10 protein-coding genes are annotated in these 17,859 nt (G+C 29.7%); 3 read left to right on the forward strand and 7 right to left on the reverse strand.

Annotated features, from left to right (window positions below; translation table 11 throughout):
- Nucleotide 1 precedes the first annotated feature (1 nt).
- Genes FMG_RS09505 through FMG_RS09170 form a run of 3 tightly spaced genes read right to left on the reverse strand, consistent with a single transcriptional unit; the run spans nt 2 to nt 12,304 of the window.
- Nucleotides 2-745, reverse strand: coding sequence for a class C sortase (locus tag FMG_RS09505; protein WP_012289936.1), 744 nt, complete (start codon nt 743-745; stop codon nt 2-4).
- 40 nt (nt 746-785) lie between these two features.
- Nucleotides 786-2,738, reverse strand: a complete 1,953-nt coding sequence (locus FMG_RS09165) for a SpaA isopeptide-forming pilin-related protein (RefSeq protein ID WP_012289937.1) — start codon at nt 2,736-2,738, stop codon at nt 786-788.
- A 38-nt stretch (nt 2,739-2,776) separates the two neighbouring features.
- On the reverse strand, nt 2,777-12,304 hold the full coding sequence (locus FMG_RS09170; RefSeq protein WP_012289938.1) for a Spy0128 family protein: 9,528 nt from the start codon (nt 12,302-12,304) through the stop codon (nt 2,777-2,779).
- Between the two features lie 360 nt (nt 12,305-12,664).
- Here FMG_RS09170 and FMG_RS09510 point away from each other — a divergent pair, with 360 nt between their 5' ends.
- The 3 genes from FMG_RS09510 (at nt 12,665) to FMG_RS09185 (ending at nt 15,497) form a co-directional block, all read left to right on the forward strand.
- A complete protein-coding gene (locus FMG_RS09510) occupies nt 12,665-14,461 on the forward strand; it encodes a thermonuclease family protein (RefSeq protein WP_050716648.1) in 1,797 nt (598 codons plus the stop codon).
- A gap of 182 nt (nt 14,462-14,643) precedes the next feature.
- Entirely contained in the window at nt 14,644-15,114 is a 471-nt protein-coding gene (locus FMG_RS09180; RefSeq protein WP_012289941.1) for a hypothetical protein, read from the forward strand.
- Nucleotides 15,115-15,212: 98 nt separating this feature from the next.
- On the forward strand, nt 15,213-15,497 hold the full coding sequence (locus tag FMG_RS09185) for a hypothetical protein (RefSeq protein ID WP_012289942.1): 285 nt from the start codon (nt 15,213-15,215) through the stop codon (nt 15,495-15,497).
- 143 nt (nt 15,498-15,640) lie between these two features.
- Here the strand turns inward: FMG_RS09185 and FMG_RS09190 are convergent, their stop codons facing one another.
- Genes FMG_RS09190 through FMG_RS09205 form a run of 4 tightly spaced genes read right to left on the reverse strand, consistent with a single transcriptional unit; the run spans nt 15,641 to nt 17,812 of the window.
- Nucleotides 15,641-16,342, reverse strand: a complete 702-nt coding sequence (locus tag FMG_RS09190) for a hypothetical protein (protein WP_012289943.1) — start codon at nt 16,340-16,342, stop codon at nt 15,641-15,643.
- 3 nt (nt 16,343-16,345) lie between these two features.
- Nucleotides 16,346-16,843, reverse strand: coding sequence for a signal peptidase I (lepB, locus tag FMG_RS09195; RefSeq protein ID WP_012289944.1), 498 nt, complete (start codon nt 16,841-16,843; stop codon nt 16,346-16,348).
- Nucleotides 16,844-16,848: 5 nt separating this feature from the next.
- Nucleotides 16,849-17,454, reverse strand: a complete 606-nt coding sequence (locus tag FMG_RS09200) for a hypothetical protein (RefSeq protein WP_012289945.1) — start codon at nt 17,452-17,454, stop codon at nt 16,849-16,851.
- A gap of 10 nt (nt 17,455-17,464) precedes the next feature.
- Nucleotides 17,465-17,812, reverse strand: coding sequence for a hypothetical protein (locus tag FMG_RS09205; protein WP_012289946.1), 348 nt, complete (start codon nt 17,810-17,812; stop codon nt 17,465-17,467).
- Between the last annotated feature and the right edge of the window lie 47 nt (nt 17,813-17,859).

Below are 17,859 nucleotides of genomic sequence, written 5' to 3' on the forward strand. Positions count from 1 at the left end.
ACTATCTCTCCTTTCTTTTATTTTTTAAAAATTGTCTAATGTTTGATATTAATAATATTAAACATATTAGAAAGATTATTATTAGGAATATTTCAAATTTTGACAAGATAAACTTTGGAGAAGGTATTTTTTTAATCTCCTTATTAAATCTACCTAGAACATGTAATCTATGTGAATTTATTCCTGTCGGCGTACATGTTCTTAAAGTTATATACTTTTCATCCTTATTTGGTTTTTTGAAATATTGTAATTCACTTGCAGGTGAAACAACCTTTTTGTCTATGATCGTATACTCACGAATCTTGTTGTCAGTTGTTTTGATATAGAATTTATTTCCTATTTTTAATCTATCTAAATTTGTAAATAAGTCTTTAACAGATGATCCATTGTGACTTGTTAGAATTGTATTTTGACCTTTTGTATCTAGGATATCCCCCGTTCCCTCAATAATTCCACAACCCTCATTTAATGACTTTTCCAAAGAGTTGTTATATATTGTTGTGTTTAAGTTGATATCCGGCACATTTAAAATACCTACTGGTGTATTTAAAGCCTTGGCAACGGATAAACTACTATTATCTTTTTTTTCTTCAACTTTGATATTGTCTAATCTCTTGTTAAATTCTTCAATCTTCAATCTTTCTTGATTCTTAGAAACAACCTCGATATTATACAAATAAAAAGCTGATACAAACATTATGACAATTAATATGAAGCTTGAAATATAATTTCTTAAATTTTTCATATTTTTTTAAAGGGGATAACTTAATATCCCCTTATTTAATTTAAGCATTAACTTCTTTTTTCTTTTTAGTAACGACTGCAACGCCTAATAGACCAACTGTAGCAACTACTGTATAACCCATAGCATCCAAACCTGTTACTGGAAGTGGAGTATCTTTGCTGTTTTTAATATTAACAGCTGCGTTATTAGCATCTTTTGAGTTAGCATCTAATGTGAACTCAGTAATAGCATCGTCTCCATCAGGTAATCTAAATCCTTCAGGTGCTTTAGTTTCAACTAATCTATACTTACCTTCCTTTAATCCTTTGATTTCAAAAGAACCGTCTTCTTTACTTACTACATCTTTAAATCTTTCAACAATTTCCCAGTTGCCTTTGTTTTCTTTTTCAAGTCTGAAGTGTGCATCTTTCAATCCACCTTCACCTAATAATGTAGTTCCCCAAAGACCAGCATCTTTCTTAACAAATCTCTTACCATAAGAATCGACATCAACGTGATTATCCTTGTCGCCGTCTCCACCTTCACCCGGATTTTCTTTAGGATGAGTTCCGTTATCGTAATCAATACCTGCGTTATTTGACAATGTAGCGTTTAAGTCAACACTTTCATCAATTGAAGCGTTATATTGAACTACAACATCCCTACCAGCAAATTTTCCAGCTAACTCTGGAGACAATTTCAAAGCTATTTCAAAAGCCTTACCATTAGTTAAACCTTCTGTCGTTAATGTATAATCCTTGCCGACCGTTAATTCTTCTTCGTCAAGGTCTACATATTCGCCTTCTTTTTTAGCTAATTTAACTTTAATTGATTTTGTATCAACTTTTAAAGATTTATTAGGAGTGTCTGATAATTTGAAATGATCATAATCTTTGATGTCATTTGGAATATATGTTGTCAATTCAAAAGGAATGACTTCTCCTGCATCATAACTTAATGTTTTTCCTGCAACAGCACCTACTATTTGTTTCTTTAATTCTGGTTTTTCATAGTTAACTAAAGGAATATTATTATATTTTTGTCCACCATCAGTAAGTTGAATAAGAGCAATACTTCTAGTATCGTTAATATCTTTTCTCAATATCCTAACATCACCTTCTTTAGTAACTCCGAAACCTAAACCGTTGTTATCATCATTCAAACAATACTTAGATATCAATTTATTATTTGCAGAAGCTGTTTCAACAAAATAGTATTCTCCGACTTCTAAGTCATTTACGGTTATTTTACCTTCGCTATTAGTTTTTAAATCTCCACCAACTTTTATACCTTTACCTCTTTCACCTTTGTAAAGATTAAAAGTAGCTCCTTCTAGTGGACTATTCGTAAGTGGATTATCTGTTTTTCCTTTTTCACTTTGAACTTTTTTCAAAGTAAATGAGATAGCTTGCACTTTATTTTTAGGATATAAGTGAATATCTTTTTCAAAACCCTTACCTTCAGTATTTGTCATAGGCAAGGAAATAAACATTGGTTTCGCTTTTTGTTTAGTGTTACTATTACTTTTTTCAATTATTACATAATCGCCTTTTTCAAGTTCGAACTTAACATTACCATTTTCATCTACTACTTGTGATGAAACCTCTTGAACACCATATTCCTCTTTTACGTTTCGTTTTTTTGAGTGTTTAGATGGTTTTGTAGTGCCTAACTTTTCAACTATATCAGCTACTGCTTGTGGGGATTCTTCTTTATATCCACTCGCAGGCTTTGTTAGTTTATATACATTAAATGAAATTTCACCGTACTTAGCTTTGTTGTATGGCACTGCTCCTTGCAAATCTTTTAGTTCTTTACCAGTGTTTTTAAGTTCAATATCTTTTTCACTGATAAGTTTATGCAAAGTTACATTGTACTTTTCATTTTGTGTAGCTGTAACAGCAGGTTGTGTAACTGCTGCTGCATTTGCTTTAACTTCTGAAATAATTGGTTGTAGCATTAAAGATAATGCTAAAGTTGTCATTACTGCTTTTTTAATTGTGTTTTTGTTCATAAAATTTTACTCCTTTAATTTAATCGGTTAGGAGGAAATTATTCCTCCACCGATTTTCTTTTCTTTATTACATAGGCTATTGCTATTAAGCCTAGTAAACTTACCATTACTATCATTGATGAGTTAAGACCGGTTACTACAAGTTGTTGATGAGCATTAGTAAATATTATGTCATCAGTATTTACAACACCTGTGATATTACCTTCTCCATCATCTTTGATTTCTACTTTTACTTTGTAAATCTTGTCATCATATTTAATATCTTTTTGCCTATCATTAGATTCAAAGATTTCATACTCATAAGTCTTTCCAATATCTTCAAAACCTAGAGTAATATCTTTAAACAAGATTTCACCATCTTCGTTATTATAGGCTTTCTGTATTAATTCACCGTCTTTAACTACTGTAAATGTGAATTTATACTTAGAAATGTCTTTGCCTAATAACTTCTTAGTACCTTTGAAGTTAAAACTACCAATTGGCTTGTATTCATTAACTAATTTTAATTCAGATGTCTTATCTTTGATGATCTTAGTTTGAACTACTGAATTACTGTTTAATTCAAAACCTTTAGGTAATATTTCTTCAATTTTTACATCAACATTTTCAGGTAATTTTTCAATAGTTAAAATTTCATTGTTTTTAATGGTCAAAGTTGCACCATTTTTAACAACTTGTGTTAAACCATTACTAGATTGTGCATTATATTCACCAGCTAATGGTTTATTATCTTTAGTTAATGAAATCTTAAAACTATATTCTTTGTTTTTAATACTGTCAGTTAGGTTAAGAACATTCTTACTAATCTTTAAGTTTCCAAAATTTTCTTCTTTAGGGATTTCAGGCTTGTAATTATTCTTAAATACTGCACCGTCAGCATCATAAGCTACATTAACTTTCAAATTACCATTGTTTTCGTCTACTGCATTTACTTTCACGATTTCTTCGTGAGTATCATAAACTATATCTTTTTGGCTATCGTTAATTTCTTTAATCTTATATGTGAAATTACCAGCCTTTTCAATATCTACTAAACCAAAATCAATATTGCCGTTAGAATCATTGTTAGATTCAGCAACTGTCTTGTTGTTTTCGTCTAATAGGACAAACTTAAATTGACCTTGCTTTAAGTCTTTATTTTCAAGTAACTTCGTAGCCTTGATATTAAAACTACCTTTAGCGTTGTACTCATTAGTTGCAATTACATTTACTACTTCGTTTACACCAACAATACCACTAGCTTTATCAATAGATTTCAACTTGTATCCATCAGGGATATTTAATTCCTTGATTTCATAACGACTATCAGCTTTCAAATTAGTAAATTCTTTAACTTCATTGTTCTTCAAAGTAATTTCTTGAACATTTCCATCAATATTTACGCTGAATTTAAAGTTTTTAGTCTTGTTATCAGTTCCTTCGACAAGTTTCTTTAAAACTAGCTTAGAAGGTTTAGTCTTATTGTTGAAAATTACTCCATCACTATCATAAGTTATATCTGCTTTTAAGTTGCCTTTTTTATCTTCACTAACAACTACTTTAACTTTTTCTTCATGTCCGTCATAAATGATATTATTGTCACCACCTTTGACTTCTTTTATAGTGTAGTTAAATTCGCCTTTAGTGTTGAAATCAAGTTTCTTAAAGCTTATAAAACCACCTTCAGTTGATGTTTGAGTATCAACTACTTGATTATCTTTAATAAGATTAAACTTATATCCTGAAGCACCTTGTCCGTCTAATAGTTTTCTACCTTTGATATAAGCATTAGTTGATTTAGGATCATACTTATTAGTAAACGTTGAAACAATTTCTTCGTTAGGCTTAATAACACCTTTATCATTCTTAGCTTCAACAAGTTGCCATCCTTCATCAGTTTCTTCATAGATTTCATACTCTAATCCTGAAGGTAGATTATCAAAAGTTACTGATTCATTAGCCCTTAAAGTAAATTCACCTTCACCATTTTTGATTTCAACTGAATTATCTTTATCCTTAAATATCGCATAAAGTGTAACAGTCTCACCAATATTAGCTAAATTACTATAAGACCCGCCAGCTTTATAACTTGTACCAGTTCCATCAGGACTTGTGTTCCACTCTACAAATTCTTTGTTAAACAAGTATAAATTACTTGCATCAGGTATTTTAAAGCTATCTCCGTATTTAACTTTCATATCTTCAACTAAGCCGTTAGCACCATTACTATTGAATTTAACTGTATAACTTGTAGGTTTTTTATCTCGAACCCACCATCCTGCCATCGCAGAAGGGTTAGAATTAAATTTATCTGCAAAATCCCAAGATGATATCTTTATATACGTCTTGTCTTCTCTACTCCACGAATATAAATATTTTAATGAATTGTAAGCCATATCAGCCAATTTAGTATCATCTTTAAACTTAAAGTTTGAAGGTATATAAATTTTAGTTGCTTTAGCTTCATAGAACATCCCACTCATAATAGTTACGTTTGATGTATCGAACTTATCTCCGAGATTGATTGTCATTGCTTGAGAGCGATAAAACATATTTTGCATATTTTCTACATTCTTCGTATTAAACATATCTCCGAGATTGATTATTTCTGCTTCTGAATCAGTAAACATATGACTCATGTTTGTTACATTGCTTGTATCAAACTTATCGCCGAGGTTGATTGTGGTTGCTTGAGAATATCTGAACATATTATCCATGTTCGTTACATTGCTTGTATCGAACTTGTCGCCGAAATTGATTGTGGTTGCTTGAGAATTATAGAACATACCGTCCATGTTTGTTACATTGCTTGTATCAAACTTATCGCCGAGGTTGATTGTGGTTGCTTGAGAATTATAGAACATATGTTCCATGTTTGTTACATTGCTTGTATCGAAACCTTGTAAATTAATCTCTTTGGCTTGAGATTTTTCAAAGAAACCAATCCAAACCTTATACAAGCTACCAATAGGTCTTACAGTACCTTCCACTCGAATCTTATCAAAAGTTCCTTCATAATTATGCCAAGGTGCATAATTTCCAGAATAATCATTAACAGTAAACTCACCAACACTACCCGATGTTGGTCTTAAAACAAGCTCTCTGTTGTCAAATATTTCCCAAGTAGTTGTACCCATAGTACCCGAATGAACTATTCTAGGTGCCGCTGCATAACTTGTCGTAGGCTTAATCAAACTTACCAAAGCCGTTCTCGAAGATTTCAAAATCTTTCCAAAATCATTTGCTAAATCATTTTTAGCAAACATTGTGTTAACTTTATTTAAAGCTTGATATGTGCCTCTGATGATTCTTGAACGGTTTAACCAACCTTTGTTTATCATCTTGTCAATTGAACTTTGAGAAACATTATCACCAATATAGACTTTAGTAGCTTTTAGCTTATAGAACATATAGCCCATATTAGTCACTTTAGATATATCGAACTTATTTCCGAGGTTGATTGTTATAGCTTTTGAATCATAAAACATATAATGCATGTCAGTTACATTGCTCGTATCAAACTTATCTCCGAGGTTGATTGTAGTAACTTGTGAATTATGGAACATACCATTCATATTCGTTACATTGCTTGTATCAAACTTATCTCCGAAATTGATTGTAGTAGCTTGTGAACCTCGGAACATATCCTCCATATTAGTTACTTTAGATGTATCAAACTTGTCTCCAAGATTGATTGTGGTTGCTTGAGAACTAGCGAACATACTACGCATATTAGTTACATTTGATGTATCAAAATTATCTCCTAAATTGATTGTAGTAGAATGTGCATTATAGAACATACTATTCATGTCAGTTGCTTTAGATGTGTCGAAACCTTGTAAATTAATTTCTTTAGCTTGAGAACTGTTAAAGAAACTTATATTATTTTTTATCAACAATCCAGAAAACATCAGATGACCTTGAGACGTAAACTTATCAACATTACAGATATCGCCGTTAGCTATATTAACTAAAGTTCCAGCTTTAAATGTTTTATCATAAATATTTGTACTATCTTCAGCCCAGTAAATGTTGTTCAAATCATGTGATTTACCAACATTACCTTCTGCTGAATACATCAGCATGTCCTTTGAGCCATTATTGTCTACGATTTTAACCAAGATTTTGTCAGTAAATGCTTTAAAGATTATCTTGTTATCTTTAACAACTAAATCTTTATTATCAAAAGCAATATTACCATTACTATCTACTGTATAACTAAACAAAGTATCGGCTTTATAAGTTTTACCATTGTTTTGCCAATCATAATACCATTTATCAGCTTTAGGAAGTATGAAACTGTGAGTACCTTCTTCGAGACTTAGTGTGATAGGGTCTGGAGCTTTTCCTTCACTCACTTCAAATACAGCTTGTAGTGGTTCTTTTAACTTATCTCTTGTCAAGTTAAATTTACCTGTTGGAATATCTTTTTCATCGCCAGTAAACTTAATTTTAAACTTAAATTCTTTATTAGGATCTCCGTTCTGGATTCTCTTTTCGACTTTAAGTTTTCCAGGCAAATACTTGTTAACAAATACAGGTTCGTTTTCCTTGTTGTTGATATCGTCAGTTTTTAAGTCCTTAGTTATTACATCAAACGATAATTTACCATCACCATTATCTACAACTTTTACAGTATATTGAATTTGTGAATTGTCATAGATTATGTTTTTGTCATTTCCTTTGATTTCTTCAGCAATAAACTCAAATGTTTTACCGATATCTTTTTCAGCAAACTTAATCTTTGAGAAATTAATTTCACCTTTGTCGTTATTAACACCTTCAGCAACTTTCAAACCTGTAGCTTTGTTCTTTAAGACAAAGTTAAATGTCGGATAAGTTTTATCAACGCTTCCCTTAACTTTTTTATAAGCTTTTATGCTTAAATCTCCAGTTGCTTTGTAGATGTTCTTAAACTGTGGAGTATTTTCACCATAATCTGGCGTAATTGTCAAAGTACCGTCACCGTTATCTTTAATGCTTACTTTTACTTTTTCTTCGTGAGTATCAAAAGTCATTCCTTTTGAATCATTCACTCTTTCTTTAATTACATACTCGTAAGTTTTTCCTACATCTTTGTTATCAAAGTATAGTGATGAAAAGTAAACTAATCCATCTTTTAGATTAGATGCTGATTTTATAATTTTACCGTCTTTATACAAATCGAATATAAAATCATAAGCGTTTAAGTCTTTATTTTCTAAAACCTTTTTAGCCTTAATATTAATCTTTCCAGTAGTCTTATAGTCATTTTGAGCCACTAGACTAACTTTATCATTAGCTTTAGGTTCAGCTCTTAAATCATTAACTAATTTAAAGCCAGCTTTTTCCTTTTCTTTAAATTCAACTTTAGAATAAATTGAAACATCTTTAATAACTATCTTTTGGTTTTCTTTTAATTTAAAAGTATAACCATTTTTAAGTTCACCCTTACCATTTGGAAGAATAGAGTTATTGATGATTTCATACTTGTAGGAACTACCATCAGCTTTACCATCTTTGCCTTTAAAGTAAACTGTAAACTCATATTCCTTACCCTTTGTTGCATTAGTTCCATTAAGAACTTTCTTTTCTAACTCAACATCACCATAAGGATAATAATGATTTTCTATTACATTATCTTTAACTACCTGATAATAAGCTTTGTCAGTTACTTCTTCTTTAACTTTGTAATCAATTAGCTTACCATTTTCATACTTAAATAAATCTTTAAATTCGTATTCCCAATTATTTCCAGTACCTCTAATGTTTTGAGTTTTAACAAGCTTGTCATTAGCATACAAATTAAGCTTAATTTCTTTAGGTCTTACTTTATCATTATCGTCAAACCATTTTTTAGTACCTTTGAAATCAATCTTTTCAGGAACGTGAACATTACTTACGTCATAATTTATGCCAACTTTTGTTTCATCAATCTTATTGATTCTAAGATTATATCCTTCAACCTCATCTTCACTGATTGAATATTGAATAGGTTTAGAATTTTCATCTAAATAAGTTACAGCAAATTCACCAGACCATTTATTGTCTTTATTTAACTTAACTATATTGTCTGTTTTCTTACCATTAGCATATAATCTTAAAGTGACTTCATCTACTCTTTTACCGTCTCTATTATTATCATCATCCCAATTCTTTTTAACTTTAATAGAGAATGGTTTTAGACCAACTTTAGTATAGCCGTAGTTAATTAACTTATCCTTACTTTCAACACCTTTTTTTGCATCGATTTGTGTCATTATTGAAACTACGCTATTGTACGCATGAGCACCACCTGATAAACCTTCTTCAGTTTCCCCAACTTTTCTTTGTTTATCAAAATAATCATTCTTGTTAGCTTCTTTAATCTCCGGTGCTTTCATCTTAACAAAAGCTGAAATAGATTCTTTTAAACCTAATACATAATCACTACCGTCTTCTTTTTTGCTAGCGTCTATTGCAATAGCTTTAATAGTAGACTTATCTTTAGGCATTGTAGTAGTCCAAATACTACTATCTTTTAAATTATTATGCTTCCTATCATTTTCGTTTTGTAAATCTAAATCGTCTCGTGTTGAGTAATAAACTACAGGCCTTATTCCTTTCGCTTTCAACGAAGATAAATCTAAATCTACAAAAGTTCCTTTCCATTGAGTATCTTTATAATCATCACTAGATTTATCGGGAACATACTTTTCTAAATTATCATAGAAAACTATATCTTTAGCTTTCGTAGTATCTGTGTTTTTGATTCTTAGTCTATAAGTATAAAGACCGTTTTCAAAAACATTCTTAGCTAATTCTTCAACTTGACCATCACCAAAAACACCTTCTTCGTTAACGTCAACATCTTTTCTGAGTGATGTTTTGGCAATTGTATTAACAATTAAATCAGTATAATCATGTGAATACAAGAAAACAGGATTATTATGATCTTTATTTAAATTAGTCATAATATCGGCTACATTAGATACACCTGATTTACTTGTATGGTTATTTTCAGCTAATGGATTATCAGGTTCACCTTTATAACCTTTAATGTTACCAACATTTTCGCTTAAAGATTCAAAAGCAACTACATTATCTACCTTTTTACCATAATCACCTAAAGACTCCCAAGTGTATTTTGCATCATAAGTTAAAACTTGTTTAGCGTTATAACCTTCATAACCTGTAAAGTTTTCTTTAGAACTATAATTGTACTTAGGTTCAACTTTAGTTTTAACTATCATTAAAGTTCTATCAGTATTCTTATAGTTTTCGATTAATTTAACATCAAGAATAGTTCCATTATTAATTTTTAAACTTCTTGTATTCGGAACAACACCTTTAGGTAACAAGTCGTACCAAATAGCCTCTTTCTGTTCAGGATATAAACCAGACTTTATAACCTCATTCAAATCATTTTTAGATTGAATATTTGTTTGGTTAGTCATAGTGATAGAATACTTCAAATCAACAAATCTATCCCTAATGTTATTTTCTTTACTACCGTCATAAACAAGCTTTTTATCTAAAATAGATCCATGAGCAAACGCTGAAATCATATCATAATGAGCTTCAGTGTTAATAAAACTCATTTGCTTATATAATTTAACATCCATTCTAGCCCTATTCCATACATAATTTGTAGGGGTATCAGTAGATTCAAGTTGCTTATTTATATGGTTTTTAATGTTTTCTGAAGATTTTAATTTTATAAAAGGTTTCATTTCGAATATTACTGCTGGATTTAAAGTTTCATATTCTACTCTAAAATCTACTACATTTTTAGGAAAATCTATTGTTTCACTATTTAAACCCTTACCATCTTTTTTAGTTATTATACATTTACCGGTTTTATAAGAAACTGTCGCATAATCTTCAAAAGTTTTTCCATCATAAGATATTTTTAAATTCAAATCAGGGATTTTAGAATCATCCTTGTCTTGAATATATCCATAATATCCTTGTAATATCTCGCCATATTCAATAGCGTTTCTTTCGTTTTCAAAATATCCACGACCGTCTTGTTGATATTTTTGATAATCATAAACAACAGGCTTTTTGAAAGTTAATTTAGTGAATTCGAAATCATCTTTATCTAAAGATGTTTTATATCCGTCATATCTGACGTTTTCATCTGTTGTTATAACTTTATAAGGAACTTTCTTGTAATTATTAATATCATCACGATTTTTTCCTTGTTCGATAGTCCACTTATAACCAAAAGCACGAGGTCTAACCCAATACTCTAATTCTACATCTTCGCCTTTTTGAAGCTTATTTAAAGCATAGTTGTATTGATGATCTCCTCTTTTATCTACCCAGAAATGACCTTCAGGTGCTAAGAATTGTATCTTACGATATTCTTTGTAATCGCTTGCCGAAGATTTTGTTTGTTCCTTATCATCAACTGATGTCATCACAAAATCAACATTATTAGATAACTTATAATCAACACCATAGTCCATATTCTTATTAGGATATGCTACATAAACTGTCGCATAAAAGTTATAACCGGTAGTAAATCCACTAAAATTATTAGGATCTGTCAAAGTATCGGTATTATTGCCTTTAACAATCTTTCCATCACTTTTCTTATATCCTAAAACTATCGGATTACCTTTAGCTGTCATTGAAGACTTATCCACAACCTTTAAACTAAATGGTTGAGAACCATTAGCTTTCGCATGAATGTCATATGTCATATAAACATAATCTTTATCATTTGAAGGTTTTAATTCACTAGGATAATCTTTAGACCACATTTCACGAGGTCTATAATAAGCTCTTTTACTAGCTTCACTAACCCACGCTCTTGTATCAACTACTGCATTTATTTTGTTAGATGATAAAGACAATTCTTGATTGTTTTTAGTTTGAACTTTGATATTCGCACTAAAATCATCAGTCTTATAGCCTGTAACCTTGTCCTTAATAGTATGAGGTCTTAGGTCTTCAAAGCTCATTTCCATATAGCCTTGAGTTGCTGCTGATAATTTCTTAGTGTTTATAAAAACATAAGAATCTTCCCTTTCAACATAAGCAAAATCTCCTGATTTATCAGGTGCTTCTAATACAGCAAGCTTCGTAATTCCTGTTAGATTACCGTCTCTGTCTCTAAAAATTTTCTTAGGAACAGAAATTTGAATAGATCCTGCTGGATAATCATATCCCCCAGATAACGCATAGTTAATTCTCAATTGAACTTTTTGTAAACCATCATCGTGCCATTTAACATTTAATTGAGAATCGTTGTTATCTTTTACAGCATCTTCTGTAACCCAATCAACTGAAAGTGATTCGATTTTAGAACCATCAGCCTCAACTGCACCTACAGGCTTAAAATCAAATTCTTCAGAAACTTCCGGAACTACTTCGTCTTCACCAGAAAAACTAGACTTAAGTTTTGTTTCATCTAATTTCACAGGTTCGACTAACTTAGGCGGTGCCTTGTTTGAATCTTTAGAAATTTTTTCATTTCCTTGTATAACATTTGTGCTATTTTTTATTACACCTTTTTCTTCCTCGTGATATGCAAGAGATGTAATCGCCGGCATCGAGAACTGAAAAAGCATCATAAACGCTAAAAGAAACGAAAAAATTCTCGTAATTCTTCTGTTCAAATTATTTCTCCTTTCCGTATATTTTTTTGTGAGATTAATGTCTGTTTGTATTGATTAAGAAGTATCTAGAATATTCAGATTATATATAACCATAATATACTCTCCTTTCGATATGTATTTGCATTATTAACTTTTAGTTTTACGCAGTTTCTTGTTTCATCATTGTTATACCCACACAAACCTACATCTGTTAGAAATCTAAAAATACCGCAAACCATATGACAGAAAAACTATCACTAATGATATATTTTTAGCGTTCTTCTCAAAAAAATTCTAAATCATGCAAAATCGTGGGTATAACAATAACGAAATAATAAGGAAAGGAGATTTGGGATTAATTTACCCATATCAATTGAATTTATGAAGAAAAATAAGAGAAATGAAAGAATGTTGAAGTTATTAGCTTGCTGTTTAATTGCAGGAAGCGTATTTCCTATCAACGTATTAGCTGATAACGAAAACCCTATAAAGCTTGAACAAAAAGCTGAAATTAAAGAACAAAGTGACAAAGATATTAAACTAAAAGCTGTTAATCTAGTCAAAGTAAAAGTATTACGAGTTGTTGATGGCGATACATTTAAGTGTATAATTGACGGGAAAGAACAAACCGTAAGGCTAATTGGCGTTGATACACCTGAATCAGTTAATCCAAATAAGGAAAAAAATACCGTTGAAGGAAAAATCGCCTCTGAATATACGAAAAGATACTTAGAAAATCGTGATGTTGAATTAGAATACGATATCCAAAAAACAGATAAGTACGGAAGAGTTCTAGCGTATGTATGGAATGGAGACACGTTATTTAACTTTAAATTAATACGAGACGGTATTGCAAAACCAATGACTATCGCACCAAACGTTAAATATTCAGAAATAATTAAAAACATGGAAAAAACAGCTGTAGAAAACAACAAAGGATTCTTTAACAAAGATTATAAAGAAAAAGACATACTAGACAAAATCACAGTTGAAAGAACAAAGGAAGAATTATTAGAAAAAGATTCTAAAAAATCTGAACAAACATTAGAATATGATTTTAGTACAACTAAATATAATTCTGACAATAGCGTTGAATTTAAAGTCTACAATAAAAATAATAATAAGTTTTTAAAAGATTTTGTATTCACAATTAAAGAAAAAGATAATGAAAACATATTAAAAGAAGAAAAAAGCGATGAAAATGGTAATATTAAATTTACTAATCTTGATCCTAAAAAAGAATATGAAATTTCTTTAAAATCTGTTACAGATGGATATAAAAATCAAGAAAACAAAATATCAGTTAAATTTCCAAAAATATCAGACAAACAAGAAGATACAAACAAAGGATTTGAAGCAACATTAAATGTAGTTATAAAAGACAGCGATGGTAAGTTGATCGGACACATGACAAAATCATCTCCTGATGGTTCTGATATAGTTATTGATTGTAACGAGCCTATCACTTTAGAAAACGGTAAATATACTATCGTTAAATCTACTACCCCTACTGGCGTAACATTAGATAAAGAAAAAAATAAGATCAATGTTTCCTTTGAAAAGGATAATAACATTATTGAAATCTTCTTAACAGTTAAAGAAGTTAAAAATGACAATGTAAAAGAAGATGACAAAACATCAAACAAAGAAAATACTAGAGCAAAACCTAGAGTTACTATTGAAGATACTAAAAAAGGATCACAAAAACACGAAAAAGAAACTCCTGGTATATATGTAAAAAACGAGTATAAAAATAAACCAATTATTGTAAACCAAGGTCAAAAAATAAAATGGGATTCTATATTCGGTTGCAATGATAACTACTCTATTATTGGTGGAAAGTTCTATAATATCGATGCCAATAAAATCGGAAAATATAAAAACATATCTGGTGAAGTATATTGGAAAAACAATACTACAAATGTAAGCGGAAAAACACCAATAAATGATTTTACTGTTGAAGTTGTAGCACATGATGGAGCAACCCCTGATGTTGCCAAAGGTAAAAACAAAGATGCTGATAATTCTAAAAAGGGAAATTCCCCTCAAACAGGCGAAAAATCAAATAAAAATCTACTAATTTCTATGTTTAGTATATCTCTTGCGAGTCTTCTAGGCTATCTATATGTTGAACGTGAAAAGATTAAAAAACTATTAAAAGGTATAAAAGTTAAGTAGTCATATAACCACCACAAAAATAATCGTGCGTTAATCGTGCGATTATTTTTTTATACATATTCTCTCTTGCGATGATTTACCTTTTTTCTTATCTATCTTTCGAAAATAATCGTGAGTAATTCATTATACCTGTTGACAAGTTGACACGTTAGCGTGTATTATATAACTATAAGGAGGATCTTATGTATTTAAATAATGAATTAAATAAATTAAAAGAAAGTTTAGACAAAGAAAACAAAAGGGCAAACGGGAAATCTACTATTAGTTTTACCATTGAAAATAACCTTAAAGATGAATTCAAAGATATATGTGAAAGAAATAATAGCGATATGAAAAACGAAATAATATCATTCATAAAGACAACCGTAGAAAAGGAGAAACAAAAAATGATCGATAACAATAATAAATTAAAAAATATTGCAGAAGAAATTACTGAAAAATTTAAAAAATTAGATAAGGACAGCCAACAATATATTATTAACAGAATAAGTATTTGTAGGCCAACAGAAAAAGGTGATAACGACTTTTTGGAAATCATAAAAGATGTGTTTAATGCTAATAATATAGATATTTCGGAAAAAATCAATTCTGTAGAAGACAAAGCAATGTTTGTGACGTTCTTAAAAATGTTTATGTATAATGCTAGTCTATAACTCTTGAGCTTATCTCCCCATCGTTAATCGACAATATCTCTAATAACGGATATAATATAATTGTATAGCAAATATTATATAATGTTAAGGAGAAGGTTATGGAAAAAAAGCCAATTAGATTTACGGAACTAAGCAAAGAAATTAACAATGAGTTTTCAAAATTAGATAAACAATCACAAGAAAAAATTATCGAAGAATTATCTAAGACTTTGTTAAACGATGCAGATTATGAAACTTTTTTCAAACAATTGATTAATAATTTTCAAAAACATGATATCGACTTTTCTGAACAAATCCAAAACGTTGATCAAAAAGATAGACATGCTTTTTATGTTGCTATTGCATTGCAACTACAAACCACATTCAAAAGACAAAACAAGTAAAAAAACAACCTCGTATAATTGATTATACGAGGTTGTTTTAATGTTAGCTATATAATTATATGGCTATTTGGTAAAACGCTTATATAAAGTCTGTTATTAAGTTGTATGGAGAAAAACCCTATTTTAAGGGGTTTTCTATCAAGTTATCTTAACAAATTAGTATTTTGATCTATATCTATTAATAACGACACTCTATCTTTGCCTTCTTTAATTTCTTCTCTTAATTTATTTACAGAATTTTCGTCAAACCCTATGTTTCGATATCTTTTTAGAAAATTTATATAACCCATTCCATCATCTTTGTCTAATTCTTCTATTGTTTCGAGCAGCATTAGATTTCTATAATATGGAAGTATTATGTTGTATTGAATGACCTTTGTGCCAAAAAGCGTAGATAACCCTAGAAAAAACATCACGCTCATAACAACAAGTAATATAATAAGTTTCACATTTTGTGCCAAACTAATCTTTATATTTAAAATTTGTGTAATTCTTATGAAAAGGGCTATAGTGATAATAAATGAAGTCAATTTTGCAAGCTTTCCACCTTGGTTTGTCACCAACTTTTCAAGCTTTTCATCAACCTTATAACCACTTTTTCGTATAAGTTTAATGAACATTTTGTCTTCATTTGTTATAGTAATCTGTTTCCCTTTGTATGTTACGGTTTTTTCTTTTTTGTTAATAAACATCATAACAAGCATTAATACTGATATCAGAACAAAAAATATTAAGAAAAGTGTCGGACTAGCCTCATCTAAAACCTTTAATTCACCAAAAACAACTCTCAAAACAAATCCAACAAATAATAAATCTGTTAGTGCTAATAATCTGTAATATATCATTTTCTATCTTTCTAAAAAATTATTAATCAACAATCCTTTGATATCCTCTTTTTTAACACAACCAAAATATCTAGAATCCATTGAGTTTCTTCTGTTATCTCCCATAACAAAATACTCATTTTCACCTATCTTCAAGTTAAGTTTGTTTTTGATATCATTGTCTACCATAGTTTCGCCAAATTCATTTTTTTCTACTCCATTCACCTTTAGCTTTCCGCCTTCTATAACGAGGGTGTCTCCAGGGCAAGCTATTATTCTTTTGATTAAATAGCCATAGCCTTGATTTGTATAATTGTCTTTTATAATAGCGATATCATCATGTTTAATTTGGTCTAACTGAATCTTTTTATAAAAGCACATTTCATTTTTAGTTATCGTTGGAAACATGCTTGATCCTCTAACAATCGTTATATCTATTAGAAAAATCTTAAATAAAAATATCATAAGAACAATTACAAAAGTATATTTCAAAATCTTATCCAATCTTTTACTAACTTCCATAAATGCTACCTAATACTTAAAATCCAAATCGCAAACCCTAATAGAAACAAAATAAACCCAATAGTAATTAATTTTGTGTTTCTTTTCATAGCAATTTTTCTTTTTTCTTCACGATCTAGCTCGTCAATATATTCATCAGCATTTTTTATTACTTCTACTAAGTATTCAATCTCTCCTCTTCTAACAACTTGATAGTCTATCTTTTTATCTTCTATAAGATAGTAATTGCTCAAAAAAAGTTCTAAAACACCTTGATTAGCTGGTATTGTTCCAGAATTTTCTATCAAAGATATCTTTAGCTGATTAGATCGCTCTTTTATCTCTACAAATATGCTTAAAGAATCAATGTATGTATTGGCTTTAATTCCTTTTTTCTTAATGTCATTTAGTATTTTGGAAATTAAGATTTTGGCTTTTTCATACCCTGCATTGTCGGTGTATATATTATGCTTTGTATTAATTTGACCTGTCTTTTGATTAAACGTGTTAGTTACAAGCTCTACTTTTATTATCTTTTGTATAGTTCCCATCTCAATATTTTCTTTATTATTAATCGAATTATATCTAATGTTTTCTTCTAGCTGTTCTTTATAATTCTCTTTGTTTTCCATTAAATTCTCCTTATTCAAATAGTTTTTTCATCTTTGGAATTTGCTTTATTAAATAAATCATTTTATCCGATTCCATTAAGTCTTTTATCCTCAACTTCAAAGTTGACCTATCATATATTTCATCTTTAAGACTACAAGCTTTTACTAAAATTATTAAATTTTCAAATAAGTGTTGATCAAACTTATTTGCTAATTCTTCTAAATTATCCCCATAGAAAAACTCATCTTGAATAGTCTCAAACAACTTTTCTCTATCTTCATTTAATTGTTCTAAAAATGTTTGCGTATCAATGTTTAAATAAACTCTTTTGAAACCATTATATGAATGTTCTCTAATCTCTATCGCATTTTTGGACAACGAGCCACCCCATTTCTATCACTCTTGTTATACCCACGAATACACAA

Source organism: Finegoldia magna ATCC 29328 (genome assembly GCF_000010185.1).
Classification (GTDB): Bacteria; Bacillota; Clostridia; order Tissierellales; family Peptoniphilaceae; genus Finegoldia; species Finegoldia magna_H.